The sequence below is a fragment of the Pseudochrobactrum asaccharolyticum genome, from assembly GCF_003314995.1.
Classification (GTDB): Bacteria; Pseudomonadota; Alphaproteobacteria; order Rhizobiales; family Rhizobiaceae; genus Pseudochrobactrum; species Pseudochrobactrum asaccharolyticum.
Window position 1 is genome coordinate 18833 of record NZ_QNRH01000013.1, and the last position, 21363, is coordinate 40195.

General features: G+C 48.2%; 33 protein-coding genes and 1 pseudogene. 7 read left to right on the top strand and 27 right to left on the bottom strand.

Annotated elements, in window-relative coordinates; all coding sequences use genetic code 11:
* Positions 1-19: 19 nt before the first annotated feature.
* The 5 genes and pseudogenes from DFR47_RS22410 to DFR47_RS19690 all read left to right on the top strand — a co-directional run.
* A pseudogene (locus DFR47_RS22410) lies at positions 20-706 on the top strand (DUF7146 domain-containing protein); the annotation flags it as partial.
* Entirely contained in the window at positions 669-2066 is a 1398-nt protein-coding gene (locus DFR47_RS19675; protein ID WP_170137572.1) for a replicative DNA helicase, read from the top strand. The pseudogene DFR47_RS22410 and the gene DFR47_RS19675, both read left to right, overlap by 38 nt.
* 9 nt (positions 2067-2075) lie before the next feature.
* The gene (locus DFR47_RS19680) at positions 2076-2399 is read left to right on the top strand and encodes a hypothetical protein (RefSeq protein ID WP_113946221.1); all 324 of its coding nucleotides are present in this window, start codon (positions 2076-2078) and stop codon (positions 2397-2399) included.
* Entirely contained in the window at positions 2384-2695 is a 312-nt protein-coding gene (locus tag DFR47_RS19685) for a hypothetical protein (RefSeq protein ID WP_113946222.1), read from the top strand. The genes DFR47_RS19680 and DFR47_RS19685 overlap by 16 nt, the downstream gene beginning before the upstream one ends.
* Before the next feature lie 9 nt (positions 2696-2704).
* Positions 2705-3493 carry a hypothetical protein gene (locus tag DFR47_RS19690; RefSeq protein ID WP_113946223.1) on the top strand — a complete coding sequence of 263 codons (789 nt, stop codon included), beginning with the start codon at positions 2705-2707 and terminating at the stop codon, positions 3491-3493.
* Positions 3494-3652: 159 nt separating this feature from the next.
* On the opposite strand, the gene DFR47_RS19695 is transcribed toward DFR47_RS19690, so the two are convergent.
* Together DFR47_RS19695 and DFR47_RS19700 are read right to left on the bottom strand one after the other, a co-directional pair.
* Positions 3653-4102: a hypothetical protein gene (locus DFR47_RS19695; RefSeq protein WP_113946224.1), complete on the bottom strand. Its 450-nt coding sequence runs from the start codon at positions 4100-4102 to the stop codon at positions 3653-3655.
* 25 nt (positions 4103-4127) lie between these two features.
* Entirely contained in the window at positions 4128-5735 is a 1608-nt protein-coding gene (locus DFR47_RS19700; protein ID WP_113946225.1) for a DUF4942 domain-containing protein, read from the bottom strand.
* An 88-nt stretch (positions 5736-5823) separates the two neighbouring features.
* On the opposite strand from DFR47_RS19700, the gene DFR47_RS19705 reads away from it, so the two are divergent.
* Entirely contained in the window at positions 5824-6837 is a 1014-nt protein-coding gene (locus DFR47_RS19705) for a hypothetical protein (RefSeq protein WP_147245656.1), read from the top strand.
* Positions 6838-6884: 47 nt separating this feature from the next.
* On the opposite strand, the gene dnaN is transcribed toward DFR47_RS19705, so the two are convergent.
* Entirely contained in the window at positions 6885-8045 is a 1161-nt protein-coding gene (gene dnaN, locus DFR47_RS19710) for a DNA polymerase III subunit beta (protein ID WP_170137573.1), read from the bottom strand.
* Between the two features lie 86 nt (positions 8046-8131).
* On the opposite strand from dnaN, the gene DFR47_RS19715 reads away from it, so the two are divergent.
* Positions 8132-8464, top strand: coding sequence for a hypothetical protein (locus DFR47_RS19715; RefSeq protein WP_113946228.1), 333 nt, complete (start codon positions 8132-8134; stop codon positions 8462-8464).
* Between the two features lie 55 nt (positions 8465-8519).
* Here DFR47_RS19715 and DFR47_RS19720 read toward each other — a convergent pair whose 3' ends face one another.
* From DFR47_RS19720 to DFR47_RS19830, 24 genes are all read right to left on the bottom strand, one after another.
* A complete protein-coding gene (locus DFR47_RS19720) occupies positions 8520-8858 on the bottom strand; it encodes a hypothetical protein (protein WP_113946229.1) in 339 nt (112 codons plus the stop codon).
* Positions 8859-8973: 115 nt separating this feature from the next.
* Complete coding sequence (locus DFR47_RS19725) at positions 8974-9498, bottom strand: hypothetical protein (protein WP_113946230.1); 525 nt, start codon at positions 9496-9498, stop codon at positions 8974-8976.
* A 24-nt stretch (positions 9499-9522) separates the two neighbouring features.
* Complete coding sequence (locus tag DFR47_RS19730; RefSeq protein WP_113946231.1) at positions 9523-10386, bottom strand: hypothetical protein; 864 nt, start codon at positions 10384-10386, stop codon at positions 9523-9525.
* Between the two features lie 32 nt (positions 10387-10418).
* Positions 10419-10757: a hypothetical protein gene (locus DFR47_RS19735; protein ID WP_147245658.1), complete on the bottom strand. Its 339-nt coding sequence runs from the start codon at positions 10755-10757 to the stop codon at positions 10419-10421.
* Entirely contained in the window at positions 10723-11058 is a 336-nt protein-coding gene (locus DFR47_RS21645; RefSeq protein ID WP_147245660.1) for a hypothetical protein, read from the bottom strand. Before DFR47_RS21645 ends, DFR47_RS19735 begins: the two co-directional genes overlap by 35 nt.
* Positions 11042-11233, bottom strand: a complete 192-nt coding sequence (locus DFR47_RS19740; RefSeq protein ID WP_113946233.1) for a hypothetical protein — start codon at positions 11231-11233, stop codon at positions 11042-11044. Before DFR47_RS19740 ends, DFR47_RS21645 begins: the two co-directional genes overlap by 17 nt.
* A 177-nt stretch (positions 11234-11410) precedes the next feature.
* Positions 11411-12562: a vWA domain-containing protein gene (locus DFR47_RS19745; RefSeq protein ID WP_113946234.1), complete on the bottom strand. Its 1152-nt coding sequence runs from the start codon at positions 12560-12562 to the stop codon at positions 11411-11413.
* A gap of 413 nt (positions 12563-12975) precedes the next feature.
* Positions 12976-13350, bottom strand: a complete 375-nt coding sequence (locus DFR47_RS19755) for a hypothetical protein (RefSeq protein ID WP_113946236.1) — start codon at positions 13348-13350, stop codon at positions 12976-12978.
* Entirely contained in the window at positions 13347-13679 is a 333-nt protein-coding gene (locus tag DFR47_RS19760) for a hypothetical protein (protein ID WP_113946237.1), read from the bottom strand. Before DFR47_RS19760 ends, DFR47_RS19755 begins: the two co-directional genes overlap by 4 nt.
* Positions 13672-14673, bottom strand: a complete 1002-nt coding sequence (locus DFR47_RS19765) for an AAA family ATPase (RefSeq protein ID WP_170137575.1) — start codon at positions 14671-14673, stop codon at positions 13672-13674. The genes DFR47_RS19760 and DFR47_RS19765 overlap by 8 nt, the downstream gene beginning before the upstream one ends.
* 41 nt (positions 14674-14714) lie before the next feature.
* Positions 14715-15086 (bottom strand): hypothetical protein, encoded by a 372-nt coding sequence (locus DFR47_RS19770; protein WP_113946239.1) that lies wholly within the window; start codon positions 15084-15086, stop codon positions 14715-14717.
* Positions 15083-15325 carry a hypothetical protein gene (locus DFR47_RS19775; protein WP_113946240.1) on the bottom strand — a complete coding sequence of 81 codons (243 nt, stop codon included), beginning with the start codon at positions 15323-15325 and terminating at the stop codon, positions 15083-15085. Before DFR47_RS19775 ends, DFR47_RS19770 begins: the two co-directional genes overlap by 4 nt.
* Positions 15322-15861 (bottom strand): hypothetical protein, encoded by a 540-nt coding sequence (locus tag DFR47_RS19780; protein WP_113946241.1) that lies wholly within the window; start codon positions 15859-15861, stop codon positions 15322-15324. The genes DFR47_RS19775 and DFR47_RS19780 overlap by 4 nt, the downstream gene beginning before the upstream one ends.
* Positions 15858-16250, bottom strand: a complete 393-nt coding sequence (locus tag DFR47_RS19785) for a hypothetical protein (RefSeq protein WP_113946242.1) — start codon at positions 16248-16250, stop codon at positions 15858-15860. The genes DFR47_RS19780 and DFR47_RS19785 overlap by 4 nt, the downstream gene beginning before the upstream one ends.
* A gap of 43 nt (positions 16251-16293) precedes the next feature.
* Positions 16294-16482: a hypothetical protein gene (locus DFR47_RS19790; RefSeq protein WP_113946243.1), complete on the bottom strand. Its 189-nt coding sequence runs from the start codon at positions 16480-16482 to the stop codon at positions 16294-16296.
* Positions 16483-16696: 214 nt separating this feature from the next.
* Positions 16697-17602, bottom strand: coding sequence for a hypothetical protein (locus DFR47_RS19795; protein WP_170137576.1), 906 nt, complete (start codon positions 17600-17602; stop codon positions 16697-16699).
* A 34-nt stretch (positions 17603-17636) separates the two neighbouring features.
* On the bottom strand, positions 17637-17939 hold the full coding sequence (locus tag DFR47_RS21900; protein ID WP_170137577.1) for a hypothetical protein: 303 nt from the start codon (positions 17937-17939) through the stop codon (positions 17637-17639).
* 36 nt (positions 17940-17975) lie between these two features.
* A complete protein-coding gene (locus DFR47_RS19800) occupies positions 17976-18278 on the bottom strand; it encodes a hypothetical protein (protein ID WP_113946245.1) in 303 nt (100 codons plus the stop codon).
* 116 nt (positions 18279-18394) lie between these two features.
* Positions 18395-18634, bottom strand: coding sequence for a hypothetical protein (locus tag DFR47_RS19805; protein WP_147245664.1), 240 nt, complete (start codon positions 18632-18634; stop codon positions 18395-18397).
* Between the two features lie 261 nt (positions 18635-18895).
* Positions 18896-19087 carry a hypothetical protein gene (locus DFR47_RS19810; RefSeq protein ID WP_113946247.1) on the bottom strand — a complete coding sequence of 64 codons (192 nt, stop codon included), beginning with the start codon at positions 19085-19087 and terminating at the stop codon, positions 18896-18898.
* 47 nt (positions 19088-19134) lie between these two features.
* Positions 19135-19461 (bottom strand): hypothetical protein, encoded by a 327-nt coding sequence (locus tag DFR47_RS19815; protein WP_113946248.1) that lies wholly within the window; start codon positions 19459-19461, stop codon positions 19135-19137.
* Positions 19458-19643: a hypothetical protein gene (locus DFR47_RS19820; RefSeq protein ID WP_147245666.1), complete on the bottom strand. Its 186-nt coding sequence runs from the start codon at positions 19641-19643 to the stop codon at positions 19458-19460. The genes DFR47_RS19815 and DFR47_RS19820 overlap by 4 nt, the downstream gene beginning before the upstream one ends.
* A gap of 91 nt (positions 19644-19734) precedes the next feature.
* The gene (locus DFR47_RS19825) at positions 19735-19980 is read right to left on the bottom strand and encodes a hypothetical protein (protein ID WP_113946250.1); all 246 of its coding nucleotides are present in this window, start codon (positions 19978-19980) and stop codon (positions 19735-19737) included.
* A 132-nt stretch (positions 19981-20112) separates the two neighbouring features.
* The gene (locus tag DFR47_RS19830; RefSeq protein WP_147245668.1) at positions 20113-20613 is read right to left on the bottom strand and encodes a hypothetical protein; all 501 of its coding nucleotides are present in this window, start codon (positions 20611-20613) and stop codon (positions 20113-20115) included.
* Between the last annotated feature and the right edge of the window lie 750 nt (positions 20614-21363).

Genomic DNA, 21363 nt, shown 5'->3' on the forward strand with positions numbered 1-21363 from the left:
AGCCGAGCGCAAGGCGGAGACCGTACGGTCAATCTGGACAGAGGCCAAACCGATCAAAGGAACCCCAGCTGAAGCATATCTAAACTCGCGCATGATCGAACTTTCGGACTTTCCTGATGGGTCAGAATGGGTGCCAAGTCTGCGCCATCATTCAAACCTGCTGTTTGAAGGCAAGAGATGCCATGCCTTGATTGGCGGGGTGCAGTCAAAGAACAGGAAGATCGTCGCTATATGGCGCATCTTTCTTGATGATGCTGGCAGACCTCTGCTTGGTGAAGATGGAAAGAAGGTCAAGCTCGGCCTCGGGTCGGCCAGCGGTGGCGCAGTCAGGCTCGGTCCGGTCACTCCAGTTTTAAAACTGGCAGAGGGGATCGAAACAGCTCTTGGTGTGATGCTTCTAACCAAAGGAAAGTCGTCCGTTTGGGCAACACTCTCCACTTCCGGAATGATGGGTGTAGAAATTCCAGAGGGCGTAAGACGGGTTGAGATCTACGCTGACGGAGATCGGCATCGCCGCCACAACAATACAGGCGCCGTGATCGAACCGCCCGGAATCGTCGCTGCAAAAAAACTTCAAGAGCGCCTTCTAAGTGAAGGTATTGAAACAGCTATTTATCCATCGCCAGAACCAGATGACTGGCTTGATGTGTGGGTTGAAAGAAAAAAAGATGAGCAACGACAACGCGCAGTCCATTATGTTCAATAACAACATTCTTGAGCAGCTCATACTCGGAGCAATCTTACAGAATGAAGCGAACTATTGGGAAATCAGTGACATCATAAGCATGGATCTGTTCGGAAACGACGATCACAAAAAGATCTATGCAATTATTTACGAGCTGGCCAATGATAATCGTGCAATCCGCGTTCCGATCGTAGCCGGCCGCCTCGGGACATTAAGCAACGAACAAGACGGCGAAACATATCTTTCAATGCTTTTGCATGTGGCGAGCCGTGAGGATTCTATACCTCTTGTGGACTTCGCCTATGAGCTGAGGAAGTCAGCCACTCGGCGCAAAGTAAAGGCGCTATGCGAGAGCGTTATTAAATCCATAGGCGATAGCAACCTTGATCCGGATCAGATTGTTGACCGAGCATCAGAACGTCTTGCTGATATCTCTCGCAATGCTCAGATAGAACACGAGTCAACAATCTCCAGTACCATCAATCAGATTTTCAATTCGGCCACACAGCGCGCTGCTGGCATGGCTTTGCGTCCCTGTTTAAAAGGGCTGGAGGATATGATCGGTTGCTTTTCACAGGGGTCGCTTGTCCTTTGGGGTGGAGCTCCCGGCTCTGGTAAAACCGCCTTTGCCATGCAGCAACTCTTATACTCCAGCGCTATACACCCCGCCTCTCTGTTCGAGTTGGAGATGGATAATATGTCTCTGGTCGCCCGATCTATTTCCGGCGACACCGGTGTTTCAATGCGAGATATTTTGAATGGACTGAGCGAGGATCAATTATCCTCTTTACTTAAAGCCAAATCTCATTTCGACAACCGAAAGTTAACGATCGTATCGCCTGCAAAAATGTCGATCCAACAGGTACGAAGTCGCGCTTTTGCACACAAAAAGAAATTCGGTCTCGATATTATGTGTGTTGATCACCTCAAGCTTCTGGAGCGCCCAAGTAAGACTCGCATTGATCCTGTGGAGCGTGCCTATGAAAATGCCCGTGACCTAAAGGCACTTGCCAAGGACTTAGGTTGCGTTGTGATTGGCCTTTGCCAATTTACCAAAGCCGCTCGGCAAAAGGAAAATCCGGAGCCAGAGATGGAGGATTTCTACGGCGGATCGTTAGAAGAACATGCTGATCTCATGCTCGCTAATTTCAATCGTCATGCTTGGCTTGAAAAGAACCCACCAGCCACGAAGAATGGCAAGATGTTTGAAGATTGGATGGGGAAGAAACAGCAGACCAAAGGCGAAATTGAAGTCTACAAGCTGAAAGATCGCTTTGGTTCTCCACGGGATCGTCACATCTTCGATTGGGATGGCAGGATTACTCAGTTCAAAGACAAGGCTACGCAAGAGCAATTTTTTGCTGATGCTGAATTGCTGTGAGGATAGGCCATGAACCAGTTTGAAACTTACACGCAGCGCGTCATCGGTGGTTATCGTGCTTTCCTTAGAACACCAGCTGATGCTTTTGCAAAACCTATCATGAGCAAAGGTGGGCGCCCGGAATTGTTTCCAAATAAGTTGGCAGCAGTTGAAGCTGTGATGTTGCACCTCGTACGGTATGTGAACGGCCATCTTTACCGGCACGGTGAGGTTGCCGGCGAGACAACCGCGACAGCAGATGCTGCGTTCAATCAGGTACTGAAACAAAAAGGTAAGACGCGGGTCATTACCGTTGCATACAGGGGGAAAAGCTCCAGATGTCAACGCAAGTAAATGGCAAAGGCAAACACTCAGAACGCGATCTCTATGTAGCTTGGGTGCTGTGGCTCATAGGAATGTCGGAGCCCAAAATTGCAACGGTTCTTATGAAGCGACCAAAGCAGATTTCTGGGATCATCAATAGATCACCCTACGCCAACCGCTCTGCGATGAGTGATGATGAACGTCAAGACAAGCTCAATGAGCTGCTGCTGATCAGAATAGATAGTAGCGGTCAGCCGGTCGATGGTGGCCTCCTGGACCGAATACCAATGCAGGTTATTCAACTCCGAGGCAGGCAAAAGAAATAAGGGATTGATATGACTGTAAACAAAAGACTTATCGACCGGCTGAGATTAGTAAGGGAGCAGGCGGCAGCTGAACCAAAAGCTGGCGTTCTGCCCTTGGTCGCGTTCTACGGCCGTGATCCGGCATCGGAAGAAACGCGTACCAAAATGTACGATATGGTGTCGCGAGCTATGGCTGCAGACGTGATCATTGCTCCTCCTTTGGCACAGCAAAACAATTACCTGTACCTTGATATGCAAGATGCCATCACCATCCTCAACGCCAAGGCCAGCCCGATTGAATTTTTAGTATCCAATGGAGAGATGGAACTTGGCGAGGATGAGGATGGTATGGGCGGTGTCAGATTTCACACAGCAATCCGGTTCCGCGATCTTGTTAATGGAGCGCAGATCAAGGGATTGAAGTCAGCAAATCTGGATGGTGTTGGTGGTGGCGGTTCTGCTCCGATCGATATCATGGCGTACCAAGTAGACTGCAGAAAGATACTGCGAAGGCTACGCGAAATCGTCAGAGAAGAATGGGTTTACCGAATGCTCGAAGCTGTTGTCGTCATGGATGAATGGCTGGACTTATGGCCAGAAGGACGCAGTTCGGACAAGCGTGGGGTGAAACGTAAGCAGAGATTGAAAACAATTATTGCTTTGCACTACGGATTAGATATCGCAGCTAAGGCGTTGGGGTATATGAATGAAGAAGCATTCATTCAGAGGTGGCATCAGGGGCCGCCGGTGATACCGCAGTCAGTACGTCATCATATGCGGGATCCCAGGGTTGCAAACCAGCTCGCACTGCTGACATAGCGAGACGCTCGGTAAGTGTAAGCTCTCGCTTTCCTCTATATGTAAGGCTGGCCGTGGTGGTATTTTTGATACCAATCTTCTGGCCAGCCACCAGAACCTGCTTGTTGTGAAAGCCCATGCGTGTAGCCCAAGCTCGAAATAGCGGTTCAATATAAGCCATTATGTTTCCTCATAATCTTCTGTGATCGCTTCAGCGATTTTAAAATTCTCGTCGTTACGAGCAATCAATTTAGCCAGAACGTGAACGGAATGCGGAATGTCCTGTTCACCATCCAGCCACTTCATAACCCGATGCTGCGGCACGCCGGCAATTTCAGCAAAGTATGTCGGGGTGATGTTGATATCGTTCAGAACATTGGCAAGTTCAGCACCGGTCAGTCTGCGGTATCCGCCTGCCTTGCGGGTATCAATTGTCCTGCTGTTGTAGAGACGAATAACCGCCTCCATTGCGGCAATCTCTGCAGCACGCTCATCATTGAATAGCTCAATGCCCCCGTCCCTTGTCCGCACCAATGCTGGTACGAGGCCTGGCAGAGAAAACTGACCCGCAAATTTATCATTACGAGGCAATGCCTTAGCGATTAGTTTTGAAGATGGTTTCTCTGCCATAATATGTATCCTATGAGCTATACGTTTAGCCGACGGCCGGCCAGGTTGGGCGACCGTAACGACTGCCCTTTGTTCCATTCTTACTGACAACGATGAAGCCGGTATTAACATTCGTTCCAACAGACGAGAATGAGTTCGGCGGCAAGTCGTTCCAATTAGCCCCCATGTCCTCCATTATCTGACGGAAAGCAATCGACTTTTTGGTTTGTCGAAACTCAGTACTGGCGGACATAATCGCTACAAGATGGCCATCAGGCTTGAGAAAATTAAGAGCATGCACAACGTGATCAATGTCTCGCTCACGATCAAATGGCGGGTTCATTACGATTAAATCATATTGCCCTGTCGTTACAGGATCTATCTGGAGAAAGTCGGCATTGATTACCTTGCCAAGACCGAGGCGCATCAAGTCCGGTATGAGGTGTGGTTGTATTTCAATGCAGTCAACGATGTGATCAGCTCTGTACCGTTCAGTATCCCAAGGTTTTTCATAAACAGGAATACAAGCACGGGCAAGATTACCGGTACCAGCCGATGGCTCCAGAATTTTCAGCCTTGGGCTGTCAACTCCGCGGTGCCAGATACCGGCATTACGCAGGATCTTATGCGCCGCGCTCTTAGGAGTAGGATAGAAACCGTAATACCTCGCTGGTGTTGTTTTCACATTGCCAAGCGGGTCTTCTTCTTTGACTTCTGAATCTCCAATGACCTCACCATAGTACTCAGCAAGAAGCTTGTTCACCTTTGTGACTAAGTCTTTTCGTGCGAACCATAGATGCGCGTTGCCATTTTTAAAAATACGAACCTTGAAATAATCCGTATCAATTTCTGACTGCCTTGCTCCTCGTCCAGATTCACGAGCCGCATCTATGGCACCAATTGTTCGTGTGAAATAATTCGCTGGCCGTCTTTCTTTACGAGCTGTGTCTATTTCGGCATCTTGCTTGCGGACTTCATCAAGCTTGCCATCGAGTATGGTAAAAGCTCGTTCAATATCGATAAGAGTAGAGCGCTCATCGCTATTGTAATTCCACCATCCATACTCATCAAAGCATCTGACTAAAATCACACGTGAACCAACTTTAAAGCCATCATGTGAACGGAAGCGCCGGTCCAGTTTGGCGAATGCATTGGCCATACCACGACGGAATATTGTTTCAGCGTCCAGCATGAAGCCTTCTAAAGTTGCGTAAATATTTTCCACCGTAACTGGTGGCATTCCCTTGGCAACTTCCTCCTCAGTGATCATCTGACCCGGTTCAGACGGCTCATCGATGATATGACTCATTTGTTTTTTGAGCTGTTCCTTGGCCTCTTTATCCATGAGGTGTTCCAGCTCTGTACGCTCGATCACCCATGCCCACACATTCAGATCAATGATCCGTTGTCGTTCCTTAATGTAATCATCGAAAGGAACCTTGCTGATTGGAGTCATTGCGATACGTGTCGATACTGTGTGTGCAGCGTTGTAAGCATTAGTGTTTGGAAATGCTCGGCGCGCCATGGCGATGGCTTCCACTTCCATTTCATAGGCCTGTTCAATGCCGGAATGTGCAGTCTTAAACATTTCAATTGCGTGATTTCGAGCAGCAACAATCTGCTCAATGGTATCGCGTGGAATAATAGCGTTCATATTTTCTCCATTATGCCATAGATGGCGGATTGCTTTTGTTTAACTTAATGATTACTCGGGTTAAGGAATATTTTATTAAGAGATGATCATGCGATTCAGTATACAAACTGCAGCTAAAATAATTGCCGGTATTGTCGGACTTATTTTTCAAGCTTTTCTTATGTATCTTACATGGACCGCAATTAAAAACTACGGATTCCAAAATATAGGCATTGTAGTAGATGATTACAAAATCGATATTCCACTATACATTTGGATTGTTTTTGCCATTTCAATAATAGCTATTAACTATCTTTTATTTAATTATATAACAAAAAAAATTAAAGATGAGGACGAAGTATCGCGTTGGGATACTTCAGAATTAGACCTTGTAGAACAAAGAATTAATAGGCGTATTGATTACCTTATTAATAATACACCATCTGAAAATTTATTAAGTCCAGATTTTTTTAGAAAAATCATTGAAGAGAAATTTGACGATGAAATTATAACTTCCGTTGATGAAGCGCTAACACGACGAGTTAATAAGGAAAGTAAAACTATTAGAACTCTTGATCAGCTCAATGGAGTGACGCAAGAACTTAAAATTAGATTGGAAGGACCAGCAGGCCGTGCCGAGAGGCATGCACATACTGCCCGACGCATGGCGTATATTATGGCTATTCTTGGTATTGGGATTGCAGGATATCGCATTTATTTGCTGACCGATTTAACAACTACACTAAAAGAAATATATGAGCTAACTGACGGATCTTCAATCTGGCCTTTTATCATTGCCCACTCAGCGCCATGGCTAGGCCTTGTTCTCTTAATTGAGTTCACGGCTTTACTATTTGTGCGCTTCAGTACACAAGCCAGCACTCAGCAGAGATACTTTACCGAAGCCTATACAGAACTAAAAGATCGCCATGCAGCACTCAGCATCATCATTGAGTACGGAACGCCTGAACAGATCATTACTTCTGCTCGCTCCATGATAATTTATGGCCAACGCCGATTAGCGGAAACGAGTGATGCAGAGACAATAAATGCTTCATCTAATTTGATTCAGTCCTTAACTGGATTAGTCAATGAAGCTGCGGCGAAGGTCGGTGTAAAATAAAGCTATGTGCGGCTACAGTTTAAATAACCACACATAGCATAAAGAGGTTAAACCCGCACAGGCATCAGGACATACGTTACTGCATCGTCCTTCGTGTCCTTAAATAACGCAGGTGTACCGGCATCACCGAAGAGCATTTTTACGTCGCCGTCGATTAATGAGAGTATGGCCAACAGGTATTCGCAGTTAAACCCGATGAGCAACTCAGTCTTATTGAATGCAACAATCTCTGTGGTTGCCGATCCGAAATCCGTATCGGTGCAGGTGAATGATAAAGCTTCGGATTTGAAGTGAAGATTAACCTGCTTGCTTTCTGAAAGAATTGCCGATGCCTGTTTAATTCCGGCGATCATATCCGAAACCATAGCGGCGACAGGATGATCATTTCCAGTTGGTATGACACGGATGTAATCAGGGAATTTCCCATCAATCACTTTGGATTCCAGAGCCTCATCCTCACCAATAAGGAATGAAACTCCGATATCTGCAACAGTGATGAGCGTGCTGTCTGGGCAGGACTTGCGACTTAATAGCCGCAATAACTCAATGATCGTTTTACGTGGAATGATCACGCCAGCATCGCGCATTGCCTCACTGCCATCCGGCGCAGGAAATTCATATCGCGCTAAACGGTGGCCGTCGGTCGCAGCGAATGTCAGCTCATTGCTGTGGTCTGGGATGTGCATATAGACCCCGTTCAAATAATAGCGTGTCTCCTCTGTGGAGATAGAAGGTGCCACCTTTGATAAAGCCCTATGCAACTGCGTTGAGGAAATTTTGAAAGAGCAATTTGATCTCTCAATTGCATACCGGAATGACCCTTCCTGATCAGCGACGGGAAAATCGCTGGTATCATGTTCATGCTTGAGGTCGAGGTTCAATCCGCCAATTACAGCGACTACCCTGCTCTCCTCTTTGACAAGCATTACATGAGATGATGCTTTTACTTTCTTGATTGTATTGAGAAACTTATTTGCATCGATGATACATTCGAAATCACGGGTGACATCACCAGAGACAAACTTTGCAGTATAAATATCAAGGTCAGTCCCGGTCACACGCACGCCATTTCTCATGGCTTTAATGTGAACCGTTTTTAGTATGTCCACAGATGTGCGCTTCTCAATAATTTTACAGGCGTTGGTAAGGGCTTCAATAAACGGTGCGTACTCAAGGCGGGCGGAAGTAATGTTCGTCTGCATATTCATATGTGTCTCCACGAGTGCCATAGTTGGCGGGTTCAGTTCATCTTAAGAAAGTCGTGCTTTTATCCCTTAAAGAATAGGGAGTTAGTATGCTGAAATTTGAAATTTCCAGCTCGGATGGAACGGGCACTTACACAGTCACCATTCAAGGACAGCCAGGCAGTGTAAAAATGTTCTGCACTTGTGCGGCGGGAGAAAAAGGAACCTCCTGTAAACATCGTCTTAACTTGCTTGATGGTGATTACAGCGCAATACAATCAAACAATGCAGATGAGCTGCAGGTGCTATCATCTTGGTTGCCTGGAAGCAGCTTAGAGCGCTCGATCACAGTTTTACAATCCGCAGATAAAGAGCTTGAAAAAGCAAAGAGGCAAGTTACAGCCGCTAAAAAACAACTTGGTCTAGCGATGCGGAATGGTTAGGCCAGTCACTTTGAATTAAAACAAAAGGCCGGACAATTAGCCCGGCCTTTTGTGATTAAAGAACATTCATTTTTTGTAGCTCGTCTTTATTTTGTTCCCGCCATTCTTTGGCGGTCTTGCAAAAACCGGCTACGTCTTTTTCGTACTGTTTGAGACTGCCGTCGTACTCAATCTGAGTTTCAGCCTCGATCTTGTCCTTATCCCAGCCCATTGTCATCCCGAGCCGGTAGATATGACCGGATAATGAGGCGTCATTGTATCTTTGCCCTACGCACTTTTCATTCGCCACAAAAAGCATTGAGAGCTTTTGGAATTGTTCCTGAGCCTCATTGGCAAAGGAAACATGAGGTGAAAGCATGGTTGCCATAGCAACGACTGAAACGATGATGCGCATAATGATCTCCTGATGCGGAGGTCAGTCTGGCATATTACTTAGGCATAACTCATGCCGGTGCGCTGCCGCCTCCATGATGATCATATGAAGCAAATCATACATGGGTTTGGCAAGATCAATATTGAGGCGTCAGTCCGTAATGGTGACCAAGGTCTTTGACAAACTCAACCGGATCAGCGCCCTGTTCAAAGGCAGCAAGCGTTTTATCAGCATGTTCGTTGATTAAGTCTTCATGCCCCCAACAAGTGCCGCCTGCCTTATATGCGATCGCATACCAGTTATCTTTCAATATTCCCGCCTTTACAGAACCCGCTGTGTTTCCAACATTCGGAAGGTCTTTCTCGTAAATGACTGGATAGCCATCTGCATCAACAGCGAATTTAAGAATGTGAGGGACAACCTCCCAATCAAAAGACATCTGATCAAAAATGTCAGGATCATCTTTGATACACAAGGAATGAACTTTCAGCAGCCACTGGGCAAGTTCGATAGACTGGTGACGCAATTCAAGAGTCCCTACGCCATCTCTGAGCTCAACCCATTTGTCGATTTTCTCATCCGGATCTAGCGTCCACTCGTTGATGCATTCCCATACACACAAGGCTGCATTTATTTCATCGTAGCTATATAGTTTGAGCATTACGTCTCCTAAACAGCAGCCTTGTTAAAGATCACGGCGGATACCGAGGAACACAGGGAAGCGCGGCGCACCATGAGTACCAACACCCTGATACTTGAAGGTCACTTTTTGACCGATCAGAGATTCCCGTTCAGACCAGAGCTGATCACGCTGGCTTTGTGTAAAGCCAGTACCAAGCTCGAATGCGATATCGTTCCAAACACACTGGATAGCACCGAGTGTATCTTTGCCTTTCATACCTGCCTTGGCAGATGACCGTTCCATCCGGCCAAACACATTGGTCTTGGCTTCATTGGTATTCTCCATCTGTTCAACGGTGCCGGTGATAGTGGCTTCGTCATCAGTGAAGCGCTTTACCTTCAAGAGAATGCCTTCCCGTGCAGTGGAACGGCCAAATTTATAGATGCCGTTCGGATTTCGAAGCATCGCACCTTCCCAGCCGAGTTTGTCGATACATAAACTCTCATAATGATCGAGATCGGCAATATTGTTTATACAGACAGGCATCAGCGGTTCAATGAGGTCGCAAGCAATGGCTTCCATTTTGCGAATACGTGAGGCATATGCGTCTTTCGGTTCAGAGAAGTTGTCGAAAGCTATTAGTTTAAACTCTGGTGTGCCATCACGGGACATGACTTTAGACTGCACAGTATTGAAATCATCACGGACACCGTCGGTATAGGTGAGGATTTCTCCGTCAAGATGAGCAAAAATCGGAGAGGCCAGTGCATCACGGATATGCACGTTTGGAATGGGCTTTAGAGTGCGAGAAACGACACCAACGTCCGGCATGATAAGGCAACGAATGCCATCGATCTTTGGGGTGGCGAGGTATGGGAATTTCAAAAGGGCAACGTCAGCCGTTGCCGCGAGAAGCGGTTTAAACATTGTATTCTCCAATGTGCATGATTGCAGGATAGTCAGCAGATGTAAGGATCATTGCCGGTCGAGGCGTGCCAAGTCTCGCCGTTGCAGTTAACTGTAATGCTTACGAGAGCATCAGGGCCGATCTCATCAACGATAGCGGCCGAATAATCGATATGGGCTTCAGTAGCATAGTGGCCAATGCCTGACTGAACAGCTCTCATGGCCAACATTTGGCCGGTCTCTGCCTCTAAGTGCTGAGCCACCCAATGCATAATATTGCAGATGAGATCACCGGCAATCGTTTCTGGATCTTCTCCATCCAGCCCTTGGTCAGAGATAAATGCAGTGAGAAACTCACTAACCGATGCAGCCCTCTTTTGGTTGTTCATCATTTTGATTTCCTTGGTTGCCATGATTGGCGGGATCAAAGGGCGGTAAGGGCTCAAGATGCGCATACTCACCACTCTCACAGTTATTTTCTATGGTTACATGCCGAAGCGGCAAACCAGTGGTTAGGATGAGATGGGTTCGATAAATATCAATCCGCTCTTGAACGGATATGAAGCGCTCGCCAGTATCAGGGTATGGCTTATGCTGATTGGACTCCCATATGAGGTATTCTGCGTATTCAATCAGATCAGCGTGCATATCTCTGTCGGCTTTGAGGCGAACAGCCTCACCGATGCTGACCATTCAGCACCTCATTAAGATCGACGATTTGGCAATCTCCGCCGCTGTCATGCTCAATGACTTGGTAGACTGTGGCCATAGTGTCCGGTCGGCGCACTAAATCATGCGCCTGCTGGGCTGCTTCATGCGCTGTTGCAGCGTGGATATGGATTTCCCATGAGACAAGGAATGTCTTCATAGTGCGACCGCGCCCAGATCCTCAGATTGATGTGGCTCAATCTCTGCATTGCAGGCAGGGCATCGGTCATTACACGCACATGACCATTCATCCTGCCAAGCCACGTCGCACGCTTCACAATGATAGTGGTTGAGATAGGTCGCCATATCACCTTCCTTATTTGCCATACTTGGCGGGTCAGATTGAAATATTGATCGTCTCACCGAATGGTGGATTGATCTGGTTGAAATCTTGAGTGCGACCATAGACACCCCAAAGAACAGGATGTGGCGGCTCATCACCGAAATCACTGACATACATATCTGTGAGATAGATTGTTGCCCGTGCATCCGGATACTTCTCATTGATCTTACGGAATGTATCTGAGAATGCGGTACCGCCGCCGCCTGTAGGGTCTAAGGTAAGCTCGTCGCCAATCTCAAACTCTTGCACATTATGCACCTTGGCATCGGCATAGATGACGGTTAGTCGATCAACTGCACCTTCACCAAAAGCGCCGTTTATCTCAGCAGCAAAGTCCCGAAGAATATCGCCATCAATAGAACCAGATGTATCTACAGCGATGACGATGTGGCTGACTCCATCCGACACGGTACCGGGTGTGATGTATCCCAGCGGCAGGAGACGACGGTTAGGCCTTATCCATGAGAAGTCCCGCGTTATGGATTTATCAATGAACCGACGAAGAACAGCGCGCCAATTCACTTTCGGCGTTAGTAGCTCGTCAATGATGCGCTGAATACCCGCCGGCAGATTACCTTGCTGGGCGGACTTGGCAGTCATTGCCGCTTGCCTGATCTGTGTTTGCATTTCTGCACGAAGCTCTGCTTTGGCTGCTTCGTCATGCGGCGCGCATCCATCCTTTGTGCCACCGCAACCGCCTACATCGCCCTGCCCTTCATCAGAGTCATCGCTGTTGTTTTCATCGTCGAGTATTCGGTAGATTTCTTCCGCAGATAGTCCGGTGAAACGCTCCTCAAGTAAACCGCGTTGTGGCATCCGACCAACTTTGCACTCAACCAGCTCGCCATTGATGGCGTAGTCACACGCTTTATTCCAGCGACCAGGTTTGCGGTGCTGGCGTCGAATGTGATGCTCGAATGCGTTGTGCATGACCTCATGAGCGAGGACAAACATCAGCTCATCTTTCTTGAGACCGAGCACAAATGGTGCGTGATAGAACAAGTGACGCCCATCGACTGCCATTGTGTCGATCTCAGGGTCATCTGTGGCGTCAACCTTCTTCATTTGCAGCATGAGAACACCAAAGAATGGGTGATCCCAAAGCAGTGAGGACTGTGCCCTGAGGATGTGGTCTTCGACGTTCATGTCACTATCCTTTGAGTGATGGGAGTTTCATATTGTGGATTGGCCAGCTCTGGCCATGCACATGAAGTTGATATCCAGACATTGTCTGGGTGCGTGGCGGTGGGGGATTTATGATCGATGCGGCCATGATACGGGCAATTGTTTTGCCACTCAGCTTGGAGCGTAGGTGCTCCGTCATACTGGCGGAGACTTTCACCTTCTGTGGCCGAATGCGTTTACTGATGTAACGATGGCAAGTTGCGCTGAATTTCCGAGTATGAGGGTCGTACCTCAAAGTGAAGGAGCGTGCACATCTACTGTCTATCCCGAACTTTTTCTTTCGCTTTGACATGAAGCGCCATTCGAGTGTGGATGGCCTTCCGAATTCTCGGATCGGCCCCACGATACGGGATAGGATAAGATTGCGATCCATTTTATTTCCTTATGATTGCAAGAGCAGACGCCTTGGCGATTGCTTCAGGTGAAAGTCTGGCCTTGAGTAGATCGACCACACGCCCCTCCAAGACGGGATCGTTATCACGAAGGAACATCTTGTCGTGGACGCACTTGACTCCGTAATCTGATAGCGATTGTTCAATGGATCGCATTGTCCGCCCACCCAAACCTTGGCCGACGACATTGCCTGACGCACTAAACTCTCTGGTCTCAGGATTGAATATCAGAACCCAATGGGCAGTCGTGTAATCACCCCTGATGCCGTTGAAGTACCATCGCGCCGTATGGGTGGTGCCTTTCTTCACAACTTCATAGTTGAACGGCCCGTATATCTTTCTGACGATTGCCATCATTGCCCTCGATATTGGAGTGAGAGTGCGACCGCTTTAGCGATTTGCTCCGGTTTTAGTTGCGACCGCAAAATGTTGGTAACAGAACCTTTGTAACTAACTGGCTCGTCTGGAGCCGAAGCGAATAGCGATTTCTGCCCCATTGCTGCAGCATATTTAATCGCTTGTTCGCGTTTGATGTTGCGGACTGAAAACTTCCGCGTGATGAAACAATAGGAGAGTGACCACGCAGCAAATGCACCGTCAGTCCGGACACTGGAGAAGAGCCAACGCATACAGCTGGCCTCTTCAATGGTTTGGTAGGCGCCATAGACAGCCTTGATCTTAGCCAAGGGTCACATCCTGATTACGAACTGCCCAATCTGTGAATGCACTGGTGTGAGATAAGGCCGGATCGCGGCGCACAGCATCGACTGCGAACATGATTTCAAACTCACGAGGCAGGCGCTGCATGTATGCCATGCCATTGTCGAAGGACTTGGCATCGACTTTACGAGCTAGCCCCGTTGCAATTGCGAAACGTGCAGCCGGTTCTTCAGGGATTTTTGCGCTGTTCGGGTTAGCAAGCACCAGATCCAGTGAAGGCAGGCTCATGTATGTACGAATGAACCCTTCCAATTCAGCCGCAGCACCGTCACCAACAATAGCCGAAATACCCTGCATACGTACGGACGATGGCAGGTCGATCATCTTGGCAGCTTGCTCCCATGAACGTGGAGTAGGAAATGAACGCTCATCGTTCTTCGGCATGACATGCATCAGTGCTGGCCGGAAGCGCAGGAAAGCGATCAAGCGCGGGTCAACGCCCTTGTTGGAGAAATGCTCAATATGCACATTTGTATGATCGGCGCTGTAGTCGGCATCAACATCAATATGAGCGAACCGGTTAGCGAGTGCGGAAGGCATTCGTTGTGCAGCGGCACGGTCAGACTGTCGGTTACCAGCAGCAATCACGCGCCAGCCTTTTGGCATAACATAATCGCCAACTTTCCGATCGAGAACTAAACCAAACATTGCAGCCATCATTGATGGGGCAGCGGCATTCAACTCATCCAGAAACAAGATGCCTTCAGCACCATCACGTTCAACTTGAGGAAACTCGTCAGGAACCTTCCACGCTGTGGTGTCACCGGAAACGTCAGGCAAGCCCATAAGGGCGACGGGGTCACGCGTTGAAGCGCGGAAGTCGATAGTCTTCCATCCACGCTCAGCAGAAATCTGACCAATTATAGCCGACTTGCCGATGCCTGGGGCGCCCCACAGGAAGGTTGGGATATCGGTGTCGATAAATGTGTTCAGAAGGCTAGCTGCAGCTTTGAGGTGCATTGATATCTCCATATTTGCCATGAGTGGCGGTTTTGTTCGGGTTATTTCCAGACCTGATAATCTGGGAAGAGGATGGCTGGCCCAGATACGGCCGGCAAGGATTCAGGATCACGCCATGGTTCATTCGACAGGACGTTGTTGCGGTAGATCTCAGTCGCCCTGATGTTGCGGATATGCCTGCCGTTTATGGCTGATGTTTCACCTACAAACATATCGCGATACTCGCCCTCATAGAGGACATTCACGCGCTCGAAAGGCTCGTCGAACATTCTGCCGATCATAAGCATCAGGACGGCTCTTATGTTCTCCCCTTTCCCAATTGCCCCCTTATGCTCGGTCTTGGCTCCAAGCACAGGGATAAGCAGGAAGCGGATTGTCGGCGCAGATGGCGGCGGCAAGTTGCCGTGGCTCATGTGGATTCCTCCACAAATTCTAAACCATCCACGTCACCAATGGTGATAGCGGGGCTGATGCTTAGGTCTGGCAAGCAAGGATTATCAAAGGCTAAACCACAGAACAAATCTCTGTTGTCACCCATGATCTCGACGCATCCGTTTGTCATTATAGATGCTCTGGCATGCGCAGCCTCCGCAGTTTCAGCCTTCACATAAGCCGTGCCATAAAGTGTGATTGGTACGCTGAAGATTTTCATGCCGCCTTCTCCGCAAATATTTTCAGCCATACCTGCACAGCAGGAGATGCAGTGAGTGGCGGGAAGTCACCCCCTGCTTGCAATTCAGCTGTATCGATTAGACGTTGAATGCTCGTGATTGGAGTATCGGTGGCGAGCGCCTCTTTAAGCTCACGGACTGAAATCAGCGCTCCACTAAATGCATAGTGGTCAACCGATGTGTACTTGAGCTCTCCATGAACGGTATGAGTGCGTTCAATAGTATTCGCGCCGCTTTCATTCTCCATGTGCGCCATCTTTTGCAGCGATGGATATTTTTCGATCAAGGGGTCAATATCGTCGAAATTTCCGCCATGTTCATGAGTTGCATCTATAAGATCCAATGTCATGTTGCCCTCAATCGCCCTACGCATAGCCGATTGTGCCAACTCAATGCTGCTGATGAATCCACCTTCTTCATCGTCCAAAACCTCAGAAACAATAGCTTCAACCAGAGCAACTGCTTGCTCCACAGTTTCGATATGACCACCAAGAGAAAGAGTTAGTTTGCAACTCATGGAGTAACCTCCTTAAATGAGATGTAACACTGGTCTTCTGGCGTCTCGCTCCATTCAGTGTCATGCATTGGGTTGCCTTCAAGCGTCCCTGCAGCTGCCCAAGCGGTCAACAGTTTGAGGTGAAGGCTCATAGCTTCCTCTTCTGATCGGGCAAACACCTCTTCGGTGAATATGGCAGTCACCTTGTACGAGCGGCCATCTGGATAGTCGTGAGTGGTGTTTTCCTTTTCCGCGCAGCCTTCAATTACAGTGAGCAACTGCGGGTGGATGTCGTCCACAAAGGTGCCGATGTCAGCATCGGGATAGCGTTCACGAAGGCTGACAATAGCCGCTGATGCTGAGCGTAGCGACAGGATGGCTTCGTTGAGTTTCTCTTTTACAGAGGTCATAAGACGCTCCTTTCGCATGATTGCGTGGGTAGTTGTTGGGAGGTTATGTGGCTGTATTAAAACAAATCCCTTTAACTTCAGCGCCGCTGCTATTCCCTGAAAACTCTCCAAATGGGTCTTCACTTTGCGCCCATGCATCAAGAGCTTCAGCTTGTGCTATCCCTGCATCATCAGCTTCGATTTCCATGGTGTAAGTAATCGTTTCTTTCAGCTGGATTTGATATTTGGGCATACGTTCCCTCTAATGGTAGGATTATGGGGTGCACGCAGGTCGAAGTTTTCTGATGAGCCAACTCGCTCGTCACATCTGAGATTGACCAGAAAACCCTGCTCTAGCTCATGCTGTGCAAGGCTAAGTGCCTCATCTATAGGAACCACAAAGCGAGCCACATGATCCATCGAATGATGGCCACCCCATATATCAACAATTGTTTTGCGCTTGGCTGTCATGCGAAATACTCAGAAACGCTCTGGAATATTTTCGCGGCTTCATCCGCAACGTCGCGGCGGATCGCGGGGTTATCGCGCAAGGTTGAAGCGTTATGTTCAGCCAAAGGTTTCAGCCTATCAGCCATGGCGGTCAATTCTGGATCACCGGTGATATTCAATGCCGGCAGCACGCTGATTAGGTCGCGGATATTTTCGACCAGAGAGTCACGGAAAACGCCCTCTGATTTCTCCCCTTTGTGAACAGCTGGCTTATAAGCGTTCAGGCGCTCCACCATCCGGCCGGTAACATCGGCAACACGCTTATAAACATCTTGCACGGCGCTTGCGGTTGCATCGGCAACATTGCGCTCAATATCCTGTCTGATGAGTTCGGCTTGAGCATCGCTCATATCCACGCGGAAGTCGGTGGCGGTTGGTACCGGAAATACACGGCAATCAACACGAAACTTTGCGCGGAGTTCATCCGCTGATGGATAGTCATCCTGCTTAAACAAAGAACCCAAACGCTGTTGGGCATCATTAACGTAATCGGGATAGGAAGAGATGAACTCATCAACGGCACGTTCAAATTTTGTGGTTTGCGCCCGGATCCAGCTCATATGAGAAAGATAACCATCACTGGCCATAATCCGCCCACCTTTGTCCATCCATGGAAGTGTGCGCTCATGAAATTCAGTGCGCGTGGCGCTCACGATTGACTGAATTGTTGCGAGCGCTTCTTTTGGCAACAGCAGCTTGTTGTAGCGGCCTGCATCGGCGGCCGCATTGTGTTGCTGGTTCACTTCATTGGTCACCTTACGATCAATTCTTCGCCCTTCCCATTGTGAGATATTGAGCGAGACAATCATTGCGCGGGTTGCAAGTACCGATGAGACGGAATGGACAGGTGAGATCATATTCACGGAATTTCTCCTATATTTGCCATGAGTGGCGGGGTTAAGCAGCAAGCGCCATGCGGCGTGCATTGCAAAGATCATTAACTTCAGCAGAGTAAGATGGCCAACGACCAACGGTATCGAGGGAAGCATAATTGTACCAGAAACGGCCATTGTGCGGCGTTGCTTTACACAGCACGCCATGGCCATTGATTACACCGTCCAGATCACCATTCGGCTTAAAGATTTGGATTTCTCTGCCCTTTACTTTGTAGAAGCCAGATGCGGTGCCATCAGGCTGAAAAAGAGTAGCTGTTAAAGCGTTTGCGCCGCACACGAAGCGGCGGCCATTGAGAATAATCATTGGCTTTCTCCATAGGCGCATATTTGCAAGTATGGTTTAAGAGGCGATGCGGAATTGTGTGCGAAGGCACATCGCCACCTGATCGGGCGTTAGCATGGAGACAAATAAGTCCACCAATTTGCGCGGCAGTGATATTTCCGACAGATAGTCGGACTCATCGACCTCACTTCTTTGCAGCGTTGCATGAAATGACCGATGTCGGACATCGTAGGTCAGTGTAATTAATCGACGTCGGTTATTGCGTCCATCTTCCCAGACGTACCAGTCGAAATAATCGTCATCGTTCATTTGAGTTGGTTCTGTACTCACGAACAAATGTCTGTATCGTTGCGCATCCATGTTTTCTCCTTTGGTGCATGAGTGCGAGTAAAATTATCGGCGCCGTAAAAGCATCCGGTAAGCGAAAAGTGTCGCGCAGATATAGAGCGCAATTATTGTGAGTACGGACGCAACAATCATTCGGCCAAAACCTGATTAACGCTTTCAATCACAGTCAAAAGCATACGGTTGTTGTCGAGCGTCCAGTCCTGAACAGGTGTTGTGCCGATCTTGCGCAGACGCAGCATTTCGGTCTGTGCATTGTGCAAATGAAGCTTGAGCTCATTTAAAATTTTCCGCTCAATTGGTGTGGTAATCATAACGGTCTTTCGCTTTTCAAAATGATGCGCGTGCTGGTTTCGTGGGCTGGCAGTCACGCGACTTTATCCAGCCAAAAGCAATTCAGCCGGCTTTAAAAGTCCGGCGCATAGAGCACCTCCATGTTTGAGGGATCGGTGTGTGTCGCCATCATCGTGGCGTGTGTTGGTCGTTCTGCTGAGTGTTAAATGATAGACAAACGACCAAGGATGCTTCAGCTCACATGAGCAGGGTCAGAAAGGCTGTAATGAACGCAATCATTGCGCAGCCAGACAAAAAGTCCTGAAGCCATGGCAAGCAAATTTGGATGATATCGCGCATCATGGCCGGACAACCACATGTTTTGATGAACCGGCAAGCAAGCGAGCAGCAGCAACAGCTTTTGTGCGGTCGCTGTATGTGGTCAAACATTCAACCACGCCGTTTGGCAGGTGAATTGAAAGCGCCCAGCGACTGCGTGTGCGGCGGCGTTGACTGGCGACAACATAGGTGTACGGGATCACCGGTTTCATGTGCGTATCTCCATTTTGCATATTTGCAGGGTGCGCTGTGCGCGGGGTTATTCTCCGACAGGAATGCCGGTGCAGGCCTCAACATTTTGATCTGTGGGAAATTCGGCGGCCAGACGGCACGCTTCAGAATCTTCAGGCAATGAAAGCACATAGGCTTCCGCGGCACCGGTTACAGGTACGCAAGAAGTCCATTCGCCCTCACCTGATGAAACAGCCAGATCAAAGCAAGTTTCAAAATCATCAAGATCCTTAAAGGTCTCGATTACAGAGGACTCGGTCATGTTCCGGTCAAAGGCGACGATGACATAATGCGTTTCCGCACTGGCAAAGGTTGTCGCTGACAACAGGGCTATAGCTGTGAGGATGGTTTTCATTGGATAGTCTCCAAAATACGGCGCGACTGGAGACGCATGCGCATATCGTCTGACAACCTGACAGCAGTTTCCACTTCGCGCACGAAAGCCATGCGCTGACGTTCACGAAAGGTCTGAAAATGCGGATGCTTGAAAGGCGGCACATCGACATGCCGCAGGACAGAGTCCGAGCGTTGAACCATGACAATCTCCAATTTTCGCATAATTGCGGGTACAAAAAAGCCGTGGGCATTGCTGCCGCACGGCTCATTATTTGTGAGGGTGTGTTTCGCGTTATGCGAGCTTTAACAGCGTTGCAAGCGCGCCAATACCAATGACCATAACGCCGCCAAGGCGCACCGTGATCATTAAAGCCTGACGTTCTATCAGGTGTTTCAATTCCGCAATATCTGTCTTTGTTGCGACTTCTGACATGACATAATCCCGTGCAACTTCTGCATGTGCCTCTGCCTGCGCCTGATTAACTCCGGCATTGGTGAGGTGTTTAACAAAAGCAAGTGTATCAATATGCGCTGTCATCAGTCTAATCCTTTTTTGCATAATTGCAGGGTTGGCATGAAGCCGCGAAAAGGCACGCACATGCCCTTGCGTAGCTGCATGGAAGGTGCGCCCCAGCCAAGGGGGAATGACTAGGGCGCATGAAAGCCAAGATTAAGCGGCGGCTTTCATATCAGAGGAAACAACAGACAGGTGGGCAGACTTCGCCACACGCAATACGCCTTCCATAGCTTTAACAACTTGCGGTGAAGCGCCGTTATCTGTCAGCTTTTTCAGTGATGCTTCAATGTGTTTGATTTCATCAAAAGCCGTGTCTGCTTTGGCTTTTGTTGTTTTCTGGTAATTGGCCGGTGCAATTTCCATTGCCTGAACCATGTCAGACGCTTTTGACTTCGCATACACAAATTCGCCGCTTTCACCGTCAAAAGACACTTTGCCGAACGCCATTGCCCAGGCACGCAATCCCCCGCGATAGTTGGCCGGAGTGACAGAATAAAGAGCGTTCAAATATTTAGGATCATTGTGCAATTCCACATGGTTTAAAGCGGAATAAGCAATCTGGTGTTCCCGCTCTGTAAATGTCGCGATAGCCTTGGCGCGGCCAGCGATAGCGGATGTAAGAGCTTTGCCTGTCAGAACCTGAAATTTAGCCATGATATTAATCTCCATAAAGTGCCATAATTGGCGGGGTGGTACGATTGCACCAAAAAACAGCCCTTTGAGCGGTTCATTGCTACAATCGAAAAGGCCGGAAAGCCTATTGAGCAGTTCCGGCCTATCTTTGAATCTTTTGTAAATGTCATATGGTTTTCGGTTTTTGTGATTAGTTTAACGTCTAGCTTCAGCTCATCCGAAAAGAGTTTGATTCACTAGACTGCCCTTGCCTGTTTCGGTTGTGGATTGCAGTTTGAAGGGTTCTAGCCTTTACCAGTTATCTTTCCGCCACTTTTAACAAGCCGGAACCTTTACTGATGCAAGTGATTTAACGTCCGCACCTTGCCGCGCGTCCTTCCCCTAATCCCGCTTTTGTTATGGCGGATAAAGCCTTGTGCTTTGGGTTGCCCGATTCGAAACTGCTTTAATGTTATTCCCGCGTTCCTGTTCAATCCCGTAAAACCACACTGATTAATCAGTCACGTTTCCCGTTCACCTAATAAGAAACAAGGGCAAGAAAGCCGCTTACTTATTTTCAAAGAACCTGCCGACCGGTTGCCCTATCGGCGTATCGTTTCGGTTTGTTTCCGTTTCGATATGCTTAGAATAATTCATATCGTATTGAACGCAAGCGCAATTTTAAAGATTATTGCATTTATTTTATAAGTTATTGTTTTTATTGATATTATTTCAATGCGAATTGAATTGATTAAAAGCACTCCAAAACCAAAATATATATTTAAATCAATG